The sequence below is a fragment of the Streptomyces sp. NPDC057428 genome, from assembly GCF_042803195.1.
Lineage (GTDB): Bacteria > Actinomycetota > Actinomycetes > Streptomycetales > Streptomycetaceae > Streptomyces.
Genome location: NZ_JBHVCT010000003.1, coordinates 44,349 through 58,860, shown reverse-complemented (window position 1 = coordinate 58,860; position 14,512 = coordinate 44,349). Strand labels below are relative to the sequence as shown.

The following is a 14,512-nucleotide window of genomic DNA, read 5'->3' as shown; positions in this document are numbered from 1 at the left end:
ATACGAAAGAACCCGGTCCGGCAGGTGACTGCCGGACCGGGTTCTCCGTGTGGAGCGGGCGACGGGAATCGAACCCGCGTAGCTAGTTTGGAAGACTAGGGCTCTACCATTGAGCTACGCCCGCAAGCGCCGCACCGCGGGTCCGTCCGGACTGCGGTACGGGAAGCATCGTAGCGGGTCCGGGAAGGTGCGCGCACACCCGTACCGGCGTGCCCTCGTGACATCCCCGGGGGCGGTTCGCGCAAAGAGGCCGACGCATCGCTCATCTGCATGTACCCTTCGTGTCGCACCGACGGGGTGTGGCGCAGCTTGGTAGCGCGTCCGCTTTGGGAGCGGAAGGTCGTCGGTTCGAATCCGGCCACCCCGACCACCGGCAAGATCGCATTGTGGGAGTCGTCCCCCTTGCCGTTACTATGCAAAATGCGTGCCCGTGTGTCTGATGTACCGGGCTCGGTCCGCGAAGCCGCCTCTCGGCGGCCCAGCAGAACCCCAAGAAGTCAGCCACCAAGGAGACCGAACCGTGAAGAGCGCCGTGGAGACCCTGAACCCGACCCGGGTTCGGCTCAGCATCGAGGTGCCCTTCGAGGAGCTCAAGGACAGCCTCGACGCGGCGTACAAGAAGATCAACCAGCAGGTCACGGTGAAGGGCTTCCGTAAGGGCAAGATCCCCAACCGGGTCATCGACCAGCGGTTCGGCCGCGGTGCCGTGCTCGAGGAGGCCGTCAACGACGCCCTCCCGATGTTCTACACCGAGGCTGTCAACGAGGGTGAGCTCAACGTTCTGGGCCAGCCCGAGGTTGACATCACCGAGCTCAAGGACGGCGAGCTGCTGGCCTTCACCGCCGAGGTGGACGTCCGTCCCGAGATCGAGATCCCGGACTACTCCGGCATCGAGGTCACCGTGGACGCACTCGAGGTCACCGACGAGGACGTCGACAAGGCCGTGGAGCAGCTCCGTGAGCGCTTCGCCTCCACCAACCCGGTCGAGCGCGCCGCCGCCGAGGGTGACGTCGTGACGATCGACCTGGAGGCCAAGGTCGACGGAGAGGTCCTCGAGGACGGCGTGGCCGCGGGTGTCTCGTACACCATCGGTTCCGGCGAGCTCCTCGACGGCATCGACGACGCCGTGACCGGCCTGGAGGCCGGTGGCGAGGCCACCTTCGCCTCCGAGCTGAAGGGCGGATCCGCCGAGGGCAAGGAAGCGGAGGTCACCGTCAAGGTCACCGCCGTCGCCGCCCGGGAACTGCCTGAGCTGGACGATGACTTCGCGCAGATGGCGAGCGAGTTCGACACGCTCGCCGAGCTTCGCGAGGACAGCCGCAAGCGCCTCGAGAACACCAAGCAGTACGACCAGGCCACGCAGGCCCAGGAGCGCGTCCTGGACGAGCTGCTGAAGCTGGCCGAGGTCCCGATCCCCGAGAAGCTGCTCGCGGACGAGGTCCAGACCCGCAAGCACAACCTCGAGCACCACCAGCTCGGCCAGATGGGTCTCGACCTCGAGAAGTACCTGGAGATCCAGGGCAAGACGCTCGAGGAGTTCGAGGCCGAGACCTACGAGCAGGCGATCAAGGGCATCAAGACCCAGTTCATCCTTGACGAGCTCGTCAACAAGGAGAAGCTGAACGTCAACCAGGAGGAGCTCACCGAGCACCTCATGCGGCGTGCGGCTTCCTCCGGCATGAGCCCCGACCAGTTCGCCCAGGCCGTCGTCGAGGGCGGTCAGGTGCCGATGCTCGTCGGCGAGGTCGCCCGCGGCAAGGCGCTCGCCGTCGTCGTCGAGGCCGCCAAGGTCACCGACACCAACGGTGAGATCGTCGAGCTCGAGGACGATGAGGACGTCGAGGGGGCCACGGAGACGGTCGAGGCCGCCGAGGGTGACGCCGAGACCGCCGACGACGAGAAGAAGGACGAGAAGAACGAGGCCTGAGCCCCGCTCCGATCGTTGATCTGATCCGCACGGCGGGCCCCGGACGTACCGCGTCCGGGGCCCGCCGCCGTATCGGCCCGCGCCTGGGGACCCATGTCCGGACTGCCGACCTTGCGCTCCCAGCGAACAGTTGGGGAAGCGGGATGGCGTTGTCCCACCTGCGCGTTAGGGTCCATGAAGAGGAAGGGTCGGGTAGTCCCGGCCCACCCGGTACGAAGACGCTGAGACGGCCGGAGCCGTCAGAGACGAGCAGGTGGATACGTGACGAATCTGATGCCCTACGCCGCCGGAGAGCCGTCCCTCGGTGGAGGCCTCGGTGACCAGGTCTACAGCCGACTGCTCGGCGAGCGCATCATCTTCCTCGGCCAGCAGGTCGACGATGACATCGCCAACAAGATCACCGCGCAGCTTCTGCTCCTTGCCGCCGACCCGGACAAGGACATCTACCTCTACATCAACAGCCCCGGCGGCTCGGTGACGGCAGGCATGGCGGTCTACGACACCATGCAGTACATCCCGAACGACGTGGTCACCATCGGTATGGGCATGGCGGCCTCGATGGGCCAGTTCCTGCTCACCGGTGGCACCGCGGGCAAGCGCTTCGCGCTCCCGAACACCGACATCCTCATGCACCAGGGTTCGGCCGGCATCGGCGGTACCGCCTCGGACATCAAGATCCAGGCCCAGTACCTCCTCCGCACGAAGACGCGCATGGCGGAGATCACGGCCCACCACTCCGGCCAGACCGTGGAGACGATCATCCGTGACGGTGACCGCGACCGCTGGTACACCGCCGAGGAGGCCAAGGACTACGGCCTCATCGACGAGATCATCACGTTCGCGTCGGGCATCCCGGGCGGCGGCGGTACCGGCGCCTGACCCAGGCGTGCACCACCCCGCACCCTCTCGTACGCCGAGACCTCCAGCCCCATGAACGCCACCAGGATGGTGAACACCCACATGAACAACTTCTCCGGCGCCTCCGCGAGCGGCCTCTACACCGGCCCGCAGGTGGACAACCGCTACGTCGTCCCGCGCTTCGTGGAGCGCACCTCGCAGGGTGTGCGTGAGTACGACCCGTACGCGAAGCTCTTCGAGGAGCGCGTGATCTTCCTCGGCGTCCAGATCGACGACGCCTCGGCCAACGACGTCATGGCGCAGTTGCTGTGCCTGGAGTCGATGGACCCGGACCGCGACATCTCGATCTACATCAACAGCCCTGGCGGCTCGTTCACCGCGCTCACCGCGATCTACGACACGATGCAGTTCGTGAAGCCGGACATCCAGACGGTCTGCATGGGCCAGGCCGCCTCCGCCGCGGCCGTTCTGCTGGCCGCGGGCACCCCGGGCAAGCGCATGGCACTCCCGCACGCCCGTGTGCTGATCCACCAGCCGTCCTCGCAGACCGGCCGTGAGCAGCTCTCCGACCTGGAGATCGCGGCCAACGAGATCCTGCGGATGCGCACGCAGCTCGAGGAGATGCTGGCCAAGCACTCCACGACCCCGCTGGAGAAGATCAGCGAGGACATCGAGCGGGACAAGATCCTTACCGCGGAGGACGCACTCGCGTACGGTCTGGTGGACCAGATTGTCTCCACCCGTAAGACCACGGCCGGCGCGTCCCTCTGACGTCGGTCTTTCCCCTTGGCACATTCCGTATTCACGGCCACGGCCGTGTGAACCGTGCCAAGGGGGGCCCGAACGGGGGGCCAGGCAAGGTACCGTCGGATAGAGGCACCAGGAGCCGCTGTACCAGGCTGCTCCCAGGCGAAGGGGAAGCACCTCGTGGCACGCATCGGTGATGGCGGCGACTTGCTCAAGTGCTCGTTCTGCGGAAAGAGCCAGAAGCAGGTGAAGAAGCTCATCGCGGGACCCGGTGTGTACATCTGCGACGAGTGCATCGATCTCTGCAACGAGATCATCGAGGAGGAACTCGCGGAGACCTCTGAGGTGCGGTGGGAGGAACTCCCCAAGCCCCGTGAGATCTACGAGTTCCTCGAGGGGTACGTCGTCGGGCAGGAGCCCGCGAAGAAGGCCCTCTCGGTCGCCGTGTACAACCACTACAAGCGGGTCCAGGCGGGCGAGAACGGCAGCGGTTCGAACCGTGACGACGCGATCGAGCTCGCCAAGTCCAACATCCTGCTGCTGGGCCCCACGGGCTCCGGCAAGACGCTCCTCGCGCAGACGCTGGCCCGCATGCTCAACGTCCCGTTCGCCATCGCGGACGCGACGGCGCTGACCGAGGCCGGTTACGTCGGCGAGGACGTCGAGAACATCCTGCTCAAGCTGATCCAGGCCGCTGACTACGACGTCAAGAAGGCCGAGACGGGGATCATCTACATCGACGAGATCGACAAGGTCGCGCGCAAGAGCGAGAACCCGTCGATCACGCGGGACGTGTCCGGCGAGGGCGTCCAGCAGGCCCTGTTGAAGATCCTGGAGGGCACCACCGCCTCCGTCCCGCCGCAGGGCGGACGGAAGCACCCCCACCAGGAGTTCATCCAGATCGACACGACGAACGTGCTGTTCATCGTGGGCGGTGCCTTCTCGGGCCTGGAGAAGATCATCGAGTCGCGGGCCGGTGCCAAGGGCATCGGCTTCGGCGCGACGATCCGTTCCAAGCTTGAGATCCAGGCGAGCGACCAGTTCCAGGAGGTCATGCCGGAGGACCTGGTGAAGTTCGGGATGATCCCCGAGTTCATCGGCCGCCTCCCCGTGCTGACCTCGGTCCACAACCTGGACCGCGAGGCGCTGCTCCAGATCCTGGTCGAGCCGCGCAACGCACTGGTCAAGCAGTACCAGCGCCTGTTCGAACTCGACGGCGTCGAGCTGGACTTCGAGCGAGAGGCCCTCGAAGCCATCGCCGACCAGGCGATCCTCCGCCAGACGGGCGCGCGCGGGCTGCGCGCCATCATGGAAGAGGTCCTGCAGTCCGTGATGTACGAGGTCCCGTCCCGCAAGGACGTGGCCCGCGTGGTCATCACCTCGGACGTCGTCCGCAACAACGTCAACCCGACGCTGGTCCCGCGCGAGCCGCGCACGATCGGCAAGAACGACGGCGGCCGCCACGAGAAGTCCGCGTAGCGGCGGCGGCACACACGCCGAAGGGGCGCCCGGCCAACGGCTGGGCGCCCCTTCGGCTTTGCGGGTCAGGTCAGATCTTGGTGCGTGAGGTGTTGTAGAGCTTGGCCGCGAGGGCCGCCACCTCGTCCTGCGAAACGGGTTTGTTGGTCATCGCGGCACCGATGTCGAATCCGATCACGGCGGCGACGGTGCTGTAGTCGGCCCAGATGCAGACGGGCATGACCATCTCCTTGGGACCGCCCGCCGGGGTGCCGTCGGCCTTGGAGTTGAGCATCTTCATGTCCTGGCACTTCATCAGCGCACCCTTGAAACCGGGCGGCGTCACGTTCTTGGGGCTGCCGACCAGGGAGATCTCCGCGTCCTTGTCGCTCTCGGAGACCCCGCTCTTCGCTTGCTCGAACATCCCGTCGACGGCTTTCGCCGGATCCGAGACCTCGCCCCAGGCGCCGCTGAGCATCAGCATCTTGGTCGTGAGCGGATTCTTCGCGAGGTCGCCGCTCGCGTACTGGGCCTCGGCCTTCTGGGGGTTGTTCATGCCCAGGGCCTCGGCGTCCTTCTTCTCCTTGCCCGTCATCGGGCCCGATGACATCTCCTTGGAGTCCCTCTTGTAGTCGTCCACCGAGGCGGCGGGCGTCAGTCTGTAGCCCTTCGTCGAGTCCGCCACGTCGCTGTTGCCGCCGCCTCCGCCCGACGTGAAGAAGTACACACCGCCCGCGACGACGGCCAGCGCCACCACGGCCGAGCCGATGATCAGGCCCGTCTTCTTCTTCGGGGCACCCGGCTGCGGAGGCATGCCGGGGTAGGCCGGCTGGCCGCCGTACGGGGGAGTGGGGGGCTGCTGGCCGTACGGCCCCGGCTGCTGGCCCTGTGGGTAGCCGTAGCCCGGCTGCGGGGGCTGCTGCTGCGGCGGAACGCCCTGGGGGGCCTGCTGCGGGTAGCCGTAGCTGGGCTGGCCCTGCGGCGGCGGACCGCCGTACGGGCCGGGCTGCTGGCCGTAGGGGCCCGGCTGCTGACCGTAGGGTCCGGGCTGGCCCTGCGGCGGCTGACCGCCGTACGGCCCCGGCTGGTTGTGGCTCATGGTGCTGTCCCCCTCCAGAATGCTTATGCGTTCCGCACATCCTGACGGAAGCGACCTCCGCACAGGGCATCCGGCGGCACACCGTTACTCAACAAACCGGTTTCAGTGCACGACTGTGACGCCCCTAAACTGTGTGGCGTGACCGAGAACCCAGTGCAGCAGCCAGCCAGCATCCCCGAACTGCCGACCCAGTACGCGCCGGCCGAGGTAGAGGGGAAGCTGTACGAGCGCTGGGTAGAGCGCGGGTATTTCGAAGTTGACGAGAACAGCGACAAGCCGCCCTACAGCATCGTCATCCCGCCGCCGAACGTCACCGGATCACTCCACCTGGGCCACGCCTTCGAGCACACGCTGATCGACGCGCTGGTCCGCCGTAAGCGGATGCAGGGCTTTGAGGCGCTGTACCAGCCGGGCATGGACCACGCCGGCATCGCCACCCAGAACGTCGTCGAGCGTGAGCTCGGCAAGGAAGGCAAGTCCCGCCACGACCTGGGGCGCGAGGCCTTCGTCGAGCGTGTCTGGCAGTGGAAGAACGAGTCTGGCGGCCAGATCTCCGGACAGATGCGGCGTCTCGGCGAGGGTGTCGCATGGTCCCGTGAGCGCTTCACGATGGACGAGGGCCTGTCCAAGGCCGTCCAGACCGTCTTCAAGCAGATGTACGACGACGAGCTGATCTACCGCAAGGAACGCATCGTCAACTGGTGCCCGCGGTGTCTCACGGCCATCTCCGACATCGAGGTGGAGTACCAGGAGGACGACGGCGAGCTCGTCTCCATGCAGTACGGCGAGGGCGACGAGACCATCGTCGTCGCCACCACCCGGGCCGAGACAATGCTCGGTGACACAGCCGTCGCCGTCCACCCCGACGACGAGCGCTACAGGCATCTCGTCGGCAAGCAGATCAAGCTGCCGCTGACCGACCGGACGATCCCGGTCGTCGCCGACCGCCATGTCGACCCCGCGTTCGGAACCGGCGCCGTCAAGGTGACCCCGGCGCACGACCCGAACGACTTCGAGATCGGCACACGCCACGGCCTGCCTTTCCTCACCGTCCTGGACGAGCGCGCCGTCATCACCGTCCCTGGCCCCTTCGAGGGGCTGGACCGGCTTGAGGCCCGCTCCACCATCGTCGCCGCCCTGCGTGCCGAGGGTCGGATCGTCGCCGAGAAGCGGCCGTACGTCCACTCCGTCGGCCACTGCTCGCGCTGCAAGACCACCGTCGAACCGCGTCTGTCCATGCAGTGGTGGGTCGCGGTCGCTCCCCTCGCCAAGGCGGCCGGTGACGCCGTCCGCGAGGGCAAGGTCAAGATTCACCCTCAGGAAATGGAGAAGCGGTACTTCGACTGGGTCGACAACCTCCACGACTGGTGCATCTCACGTCAGCTCTGGTGGGGGCACCGCATCCCGGTTTGGCATGGGCCCGACGGCGAGATGGTGTGTGTCGGACCGGACGACGAGGCGCCCACCGGCGAGGGCTGGACGCAGGACAGCGACGTCCTGGACACCTGGTTCTCCTCGGGTCTGTGGCCGTTCTCCACGCTCGGTTGGCCCGAACAGACCGACAGCCTTGCGAAGTTCTACCCCAACTCCGTCCTCGTCACCGGCTACGACATCCTGTTCTTCTGGGTCGCCCGGATGATGATGTTCGGGTTGTACGTCAACGACGGTGTTCCGCCGTTCGGCACGATCGTCCTGCACGGCATGGTCCGCGACGAGCATGGCAAGAAGATGTCGAAGTCCTTCGGCAACGTGGTCAACCCGCTGGACTGGATGGACAAGTACGGCTCGGACGCCCTGCGCTTCACCCTCGCGCGCGGAGCCAACCCGGGCACCGACGTCCCGATCGGCGAGGACTGGGTCCAGGGTTCGGCGAAGTTCGCCAACAAGATCTGGAACGCCACCCGTTTCGCGCTGATGAACGGCGCGACCATCGAGGGCGAACTGCCGTCCGCCGACGAGATGTCGGTGACCGACCGCTGGATCCTTTCGCGGCTGAACAAGACGGTCGCGGACGTCGACGCGTTTTACGACGACTTCCAGTTCGCCAAGATCAGTGAAGCGCTGCGGCACTTCGCCTGGGACGAGGTCTTCGACTGGTACGTCGAGCTCTCCAAGACGACCTTCTTCGCGGGCGGTCGTCCGGCCGATGTCTCAGGGCGGGTCCTGGGCGAGGTCCTCGACGTGATGTTGCGACTTCTGCATCCGATCGTCCCCTTCGTCACCGAGTCGCTGTGGACCGCACTGACCGGACGCGAGTCGATCGTCATCGCCGAATGGCCGGCGGATTCCGGTTTCCGCGACGACGCGGCCGAGCTTGAGATCGAACTCGTCCAGCAGGTCGTCACGGAGGTCCGCCGATTCCGCAACGATCAGGGTCTTCAGCCAGGTCAGAAGGTCCCTGCCGAGCTCTCCCTGACGGGCACGGCGCTCGCCCCCCACGAGGCGGCCATGCGTCAGCTCACGCGCCTGCAGCCCGCCGGGGACGGCTTCCACGCCACGGCGACGCTGCCGGTCGCCGGAGCCTCGGTCGCTCTCGACCTGTCCGGCACGATCGACGTCGAGGCGGAGCGCAAGCGCCTGACGAAGGACCTGGGCGCGGCCGAAAAGGAGAAGGCCCAGGCCACGGGCAAGCTCGGCAACGAAGCCTTCCTGGCCAAGGCGCCGGACAACGTGGTCGACAAGATCCGCGGCCGGCTCGCCAAGGCGGAGGCCGACATCGAGCGGATCACCAGCCAGCTGGCGAATCTGCCCCAGGGCTGATGACCTGAGCACGAAGCCCCCGCGCGCCGACCGACCGGGAGTGCGGGGGCTTCGCCGTGCCCCGGTGACGCACCCCGGCGGGCGCTGCGCGCGATGTCCGAAGCCATCCGTAGACTGGCCCTGTGAGTGAGCCCCGCCCTTCAGACCGGCACGACGCGTCAGATCCCGACGACACCTTCGCGGAGATCGTCGACGAAGAGACCCAGCGCGACCCCGACCTGGCGGTGATCGAGGCCGGGAGCCGCACGCTGCGCACCCAGTCCGGTGCGCCGCAGGGTGAGGCGGTCCCCGACCGCCCCGCCGACCCCGAGACGGACAGGGCGCTGCGCGCCGTGGAGCAGGAGCTCGCCGGCCGCTGGGGCGAGACCAAGCTCGAGCCGTCGGTGACCCGGATCGCCGCCCTGATGGACGTGCTCGGCGAGCCCCAGCGCGCCTACCCCTCGATCCACATCACGGGGACCAACGGCAAGACCAGCACCGCCCGGATGATCGAGGCGCTGCTCGGCGCCTTCGAGCTCCGTACCGGCCGCTACACCTCGCCGCACGTCCAGTCGGTCACCGAACGCATCAGCCTGGACGGTGCGCCGATCGAGGCCGAGCGCTTCATCGAGACGTACAACGACATCAAGCCCTACGTCGAGATGGTCGACGCCCAGCAGCCTTACCGGCTCTCCTTCTTCGAGGTGCTGACAGGCATGGCGTACGCGGCCTTCGCCGACGCGCCGGTCGACGTCGCTGTCGTCGAGGTCGGCATGGGCGGGACCTGGGACGCGACGAACGTCATCGACGGTTCGGTCGCCGTGATCACACCGATCTCCCTCGACCACACCGACCGGCTCGGTACGACCCCGGCCGAGATCGCCGAGGAGAAGTCCGGCGTCATCAAGCAGGACGCGACGGTGATCCTGGCCCAGCAGCCGGTCGACGCCGCGCAGGTGATGCTGAAGAAGGCCGTCGAGGTGGACGCCACGGTGGCCCGCGAGGGCATGGAGTTCGGCATCGTCTCGCGGGAGATCGCGGTCGGCGGCCAGCTCCTGACGCTTCGGGGCCTGGGCGGCGAGTACGACGACATCTTCCTGCCGCTGTACGGCGCCCACCAGGCGCACAACGCGGTGGTGGCGCTCGCGGCCGTCGAGGCGTTCTTCGGCATCGGCGCGGAGCAGGCCCGCAGCCTCGACGTCGAGGTGGTCCGCAAGGCATTCCTCTCGGTGCTCTCACCGGGCCGGCTGGAGGTCGTGCGCTCCAGCCCGACGATCGTGCTGGACGCGGCGCACAACCCCGCCGGCGCCCTCGCGGCTTCGGAGGGGGTCAGCGAGGCGTTCAGCTTCACGCGGCTCATCGGGGTCGTCGGCGCCAGTGACGGCAAGGACGTCCGGGGGCTCCTCGAAGCCTTCGAGCCCATCTTCGCCGAGATCGTCGTCACCCGGAACTCCAGCGACCGCGCCATGGACGCGGACGAGCTCGCCGCGATCGCCGTCGAGGTCTTCGGCCACGAGCGCGTCCAGGTCGAGCCCCGTCTGGACGACGCCCTGGAGGCGGCCATCACCCTCGCCGAGGAGGATGCCGAATACGCGGGCGCGGGCGTCCTGGTGACCGGTTCCGTGATCACGGTCGGCGAGGCCCGGCTGCTTCTGGGAAGGCGCTGACCTGTGCGTACGCTCTGCGCATCGACGCTGATCGGTGAGTTCTTCGTCATCGGCTTCGCCGGACTCGTGGCGATGAAACTCGACGGTATGTCCATGGGCACGGTGTGGACGGTCTGCGGAGTCGGGATGCTGCTGTCCGTCCTGCTGTGCGGGGTGATCACCAGGCCCGGTGGCGTCCAGTTCGGCTGGGCGCTGCAAATCGCGCTGGTGCTGAGCGGCTTCTTCGTCCCGATGATGTACATCCTGGGGATCGCCTTCGGCGCCCTGTGGTGGGCGTCCGTGCACTACGGCCGCAAGATCGACGAGGCGAAGGCGCGGTGGGCGGCGCAGGCCGAGGCGCAGGAGAGCGCCCAGGCTCCGGCCCAGGGATGACGCAGAGTGAGCCCGGCCGTCGGGCCGCTCGCGCATCCCTGTAATCTCCCCCTCACCCGCACCCGAAAGTCTGCAAGGAGCCGCACATGACTCAGCGCACCCTCGTCCTTCTCAAGCCCGACGCCGTCCGGCGTGGGCTGATCGGCGAGATCGTCGGCCGCATCGAGCGCAAGGCCGGTTGGACGATCACAGCGCTGGAGCTGCGCACGCTCGACCTCGCGACCCTGGAGCAGCACTACGGCGAGCACAAGGGCCGTCCGTTCTACGAGCCGCTCGTCGAGTTCATGGCTTCCGGCCCCGTCGTCGCTCTTGTGGCCGAAGGCGAGCGGGTGATCGAGGGTGTCCGCGCCCTGGCCGGCCCGACCGACCCGATCGCCGCCGCGCCCGGCTCGATCCGCGGCGACTTCGGCACGGTCACCCGGGAGAACCTCATCCACGCCTCGGACTCCGAGGAGTCCGCAGAGCGAGAACTCAAGCTTTTCTTTCCCGGCCTCTCCTGACTTCGGCTCCGCCAAACAGCGCTCATGACCTGGGGCGACCGAAGTAATTCGGTCGCCCTTCGGCATAGGGTCCCGTATCGCGGGAACGCATCCCTCCGACGTAACGTCACCATGGGTGGAACGGGAAGCCGTTCTGCTCGCCATGGCGAAGGACCCTCGCGCTGTGTCCGTGCATACGGCACTACGATGGAAGCTTCCACGCCCGCAGCGCCAACCCTCGCCTACCTGAACAAGCCATTCTTCGCTTTCCGGGAAGGCCCGACGCATCCTCATGGGGAACAAGGGGAACTCAATGTCGTTCATCGGCCGTGACATGGCTATCGACCTCGGGACTGCCAACACGCTGGTGTACGTCAGGGGGCGCGGCATCGTACTGAACGAGCCGTCCGTCGTGGCCATCAACACCAACACCGGCGGCATCCTGGCGGTCGGCTCCGAGGCCAAGAAGATGATCGGCCGCACGCCCGGCAACATCGTTGCCGTGCGGCCGCTGAAGGACGGTGTGATCGCCGACTTCGAGATCACGGAGCGTATGCTCCGCTACTTCATCCTCAAGATCCACAAGCGCCGCTACCTGGCCCGCCCGCGGGTCGTCGTCTGTGTGCCCTCCGGCATCACAGGAGTCGAGCGACGCGCCGTCATCGAGGCGTCGACGCAGGCCGGCGCGCGCCAGGTGCACATCATCGAAGAGCCCATGGCCGCGGCCATCGGCTCCGGACTGCCGGTCCACGAGGCCACCGGGAACATGGTCGTCGACATCGGTGGCGGCACCACCGAGGTCGCGGTGATCTCGCTCGGCGGAATCGTCACTGCCCAGTCGATCCGGGTGGCCGGTGACGAACTGGACAACGCGATCATCCAGCACGTCAAGAAGGAGTACTCCCTCCTCCTCGGTGAGCGCACCGCCGAACAGATCAAGATCACCATCGGTTCGGCCTTCGAGATGGAGAAGGACGAGCACACCGAGATCCGCGGCCGGGACCTGGTCTCGGGCCTGCCCAAGACCGTCGTCATCTCGGCCACCGAGGTCCGCAAGGCCATCGAGGAACCGGTCAACGCGATCGTCGACGCCGTGAAGACGACGCTCGACAAGTGCCCGCCGGAGCTCTCCGGTGACGTCATGGACCGCGGCATCGTCCTCACCGGCGGCGGCGCGCTCCTGCGGGGTCTCGACGAGCGGCTGCGCCACGAGACGGGCATGCCGATCCACATCGCCGAGGACCCGCTTGACTCGGTGGCACTCGGATCCGGCAAGTGCGTCGAGGAGTTCGAGGCGCTGCAGCAGGTGCTGGACGCCCAGCCCCGAAGGTAGAAAATGATGTTCCGCCGTACGGGCGCAAACCGCCCGTACGGCGGAACGTCGGTATACAGGCACGAATATTCCGACGAGGAAGGCACGGCCGCCGCACGTGAGGGACACACGAGAGAGCCGGCTGCTCCTGGTGCTGCTGATCGCCATCGCATTCGCCCTGATCACGGTCGATATCCGCGGTGGCGAGGAGTCACCGGTGGACGGAGCCCGGCAGGCCGCCGCCACGGTCTTCGGGCCGGTCGAGAACGGCGTCGCGGCAGCGGTGGACCCGGTGGGCAACGCCATCGGCGCCGTACGGGAGTCCGGTGACCGGCACGACCGGATCGCGGCCCTGGAGCAGGAGAACGCCGCACTGAAGACCAGGCTCGGCAGCGACGACCGCAACACCAGCAAGGTCCGTCAGCTGGACACCATGCTCAAGAGCGCCGGAGCCGGCCAGTACGGCATCAAGGGCGCCCAGGTCATCGCCATAGGAGCGGCCCAGGGCTTCTCCTGGACGATCACCATCGACGCGGGGACGCACGACGGCATCCTGCGCGACATGACCGTACTGAACGGCGAGGGGCTCGTCGGCCGGGTCACCACGGTCGGCCCGGACACCGCGACCGTCCTGCTGGCCAACGACCCCGACTTCACCGTCGGCACCCGGCTGGAGAAGACCGACGAGCTCGGCTTCGCGACCGGACAGGGCTCCCGGCCGCTCTCGGTCCAGTTCCTCAACGGCAAGGCCGACGTGAAGAAGGGCGACCGCCTCGTCACCTTCGGGTCCAGCAAGGACAAGCCCTTCGTCCCCGGCGTGCCGGTCGGCCAGGTCGTGCGTGTGGACCCCTCGGGTGGTGACCTGACCCGGACCGTCTACGTCCGCCCGTTCGTGGGCTTCACCAAGCTCGACATCGTCGGAGTCGTCGTCCAGGCACCCCGCGAGAACCCCCGCGACATGGTCCTGCCGAAGCAGCCCAAGAAGCCGGAGAAGCCCAAGCCCACCCCGACCGTCACGGTGACCGTCCAGCCGAACGGCGACCTCGTCGACGCCGGCGGAAAGGTCGTCGGGAACGTCAACGAGAAGCCCGACCCGGATGCCTCCGGCAGCCCCTCCGCGAACGCCGACACACCCGCCGGTGACGCGGCGAACGACCAGGAATAGAGCTGATCCCCATGCGTATCAACCGGACGCTGCTCTCCGTCTCCCTGGTCGTGGTCGCCCTCGTCATCCAGGTCTCCGTACTCGCCCGCCTCCAGCTCCCGGGCGCCACGCCTGACCTGGTGCTCCTCGTCGTCCTCGGGCTCGCCTTCGTCTACGGACCCGTCAGCGGCGCCCTCATCGGCTTCGGCGCGGGCCTCCTCGCCGACCTGGCGCCGCCCGCCGACCACGCGGCCGGGCGCTACGCGTTGGTGCTCTGCCTCATCGGCTACGTCGCCGGAATGGCCCGGCCCGAGAAGGGCCAGCTCAAGTCGGCGTTCACCCCGATGGCCTTCGTGGTGGCCGCGGCCATCGGATCGACTCTGCTGTACGCCGGGGTCGGCGCCCTCGTGGGCGACACCGCGGCCCGCCATGTGGGCCTGGGCAGCCTGCTGTTCACCGCCGCCGTGTACGACCTGCTCCTCGCGCCGTTCACGGTTCCGCTGATCATGGCGCTCGCCAGACGTACCGAGAACGACCCCGTGGCCGACAGTTCCGGCAGCGGAGACGTCGCCGCCGGCTGGCTGGCCACGGGCACCGGGCTGCGGATCGGCAGCCAGCGGGGCGGGATGCGCCTGAGGGCCGCCCGGAACCGCGCCGCACGCGCGGGAAGGATCAAGGGGGTCAAGCGACTGTGAGGCCGTACCGGCACC

General features: G+C 67.7%; 12 protein-coding genes and 2 tRNA genes. 12 read left to right on the top strand and 2 right to left on the bottom strand.

Features of this window, described 5'->3' with window-relative positions:
• Positions 1–50: 50 nt before the first annotated feature.
• Positions 51–124, bottom strand: a tRNA-Gly gene (locus tag ACFU5K_RS02005).
• A 169-nt stretch (positions 125–293) separates the two neighbouring features.
• On the opposite strand from ACFU5K_RS02005, the gene ACFU5K_RS02000 reads away from it, so the two are divergent.
• The 5 genes from ACFU5K_RS02000 (at position 294) to clpX (ending at position 5,011) form a co-directional block, all read left to right on the top strand.
• Positions 294–370, top strand: a tRNA-Pro gene (locus ACFU5K_RS02000).
• Positions 371–520: 150 nt separating this feature from the next.
• Complete coding sequence (gene tig / locus ACFU5K_RS01995) at positions 521–1,927, top strand: trigger factor (RefSeq protein WP_384055443.1); 1,407 nt, start codon at positions 521–523, stop codon at positions 1,925–1,927.
• Positions 1,928–2,200: 273 nt separating this feature from the next.
• Positions 2,201–2,806, top strand: coding sequence for an ATP-dependent Clp protease proteolytic subunit (locus tag ACFU5K_RS01990; RefSeq protein WP_327122356.1), 606 nt, complete (start codon positions 2,201–2,203; stop codon positions 2,804–2,806).
• 66 nt (positions 2,807–2,872) lie between these two features.
• Positions 2,873–3,556 carry an ATP-dependent Clp protease proteolytic subunit gene (locus ACFU5K_RS01985; protein WP_384055658.1) on the top strand — a complete coding sequence of 228 codons (684 nt, stop codon included), beginning with the start codon at positions 2,873–2,875 and terminating at the stop codon, positions 3,554–3,556.
• Positions 3,557–3,712: 156 nt separating this feature from the next.
• On the top strand, positions 3,713–5,011 hold the full coding sequence (clpX, locus tag ACFU5K_RS01980) for an ATP-dependent Clp protease ATP-binding subunit ClpX (protein ID WP_384055440.1): 1,299 nt from the start codon (positions 3,713–3,715) through the stop codon (positions 5,009–5,011).
• A 70-nt stretch (positions 5,012–5,081) separates the two neighbouring features.
• On the opposite strand, the gene ACFU5K_RS01975 is transcribed toward clpX, so the two are convergent.
• A complete protein-coding gene (locus tag ACFU5K_RS01975; protein WP_384055436.1) occupies positions 5,082–6,089 on the bottom strand; it encodes a hypothetical protein in 1,008 nt (335 codons plus the stop codon).
• Positions 6,090–6,227: 138 nt separating this feature from the next.
• Between ACFU5K_RS01975 and ACFU5K_RS01970 the strand changes: the two genes are divergently transcribed.
• The 7 genes from ACFU5K_RS01970 (at position 6,228) to mreD (ending at position 14,497) form a co-directional block, all read left to right on the top strand.
• Complete coding sequence (locus ACFU5K_RS01970; RefSeq protein WP_384055433.1) at positions 6,228–8,849, top strand: valine--tRNA ligase; 2,622 nt, start codon at positions 6,228–6,230, stop codon at positions 8,847–8,849.
• Positions 8,850–8,971: 122 nt separating this feature from the next.
• Positions 8,972–10,495 carry a bifunctional folylpolyglutamate synthase/dihydrofolate synthase gene (locus tag ACFU5K_RS01965; protein WP_384055430.1) on the top strand — a complete coding sequence of 508 codons (1,524 nt, stop codon included), beginning with the start codon at positions 8,972–8,974 and terminating at the stop codon, positions 10,493–10,495.
• 3 nt (positions 10,496–10,498) lie between these two features.
• Positions 10,499–10,867, top strand: a complete 369-nt coding sequence (locus ACFU5K_RS01960; RefSeq protein ID WP_384055427.1) for a DUF4233 domain-containing protein — start codon at positions 10,499–10,501, stop codon at positions 10,865–10,867.
• Positions 10,868–10,953: 86 nt separating this feature from the next.
• Positions 10,954–11,367, top strand: a complete 414-nt coding sequence (ndk, locus tag ACFU5K_RS01955; RefSeq protein ID WP_360992056.1) for a nucleoside-diphosphate kinase — start codon at positions 10,954–10,956, stop codon at positions 11,365–11,367.
• 292 nt (positions 11,368–11,659) lie between these two features.
• Positions 11,660–12,679, top strand: a complete 1,020-nt coding sequence (locus tag ACFU5K_RS01950) for a rod shape-determining protein (RefSeq protein WP_015577137.1) — start codon at positions 11,660–11,662, stop codon at positions 12,677–12,679.
• A gap of 97 nt (positions 12,680–12,776) precedes the next feature.
• Positions 12,777–13,823 (top strand): rod shape-determining protein MreC, encoded by a 1,047-nt coding sequence (gene mreC / locus ACFU5K_RS01945; protein ID WP_384055422.1) that lies wholly within the window; start codon positions 12,777–12,779, stop codon positions 13,821–13,823.
• Positions 13,824–13,834: 11 nt separating this feature from the next.
• On the top strand, positions 13,835–14,497 hold the full coding sequence (gene mreD / locus ACFU5K_RS01940; protein ID WP_384055419.1) for a rod shape-determining protein MreD: 663 nt from the start codon (positions 13,835–13,837) through the stop codon (positions 14,495–14,497).
• Positions 14,498–14,512: the final 15 nt, after the last annotated feature.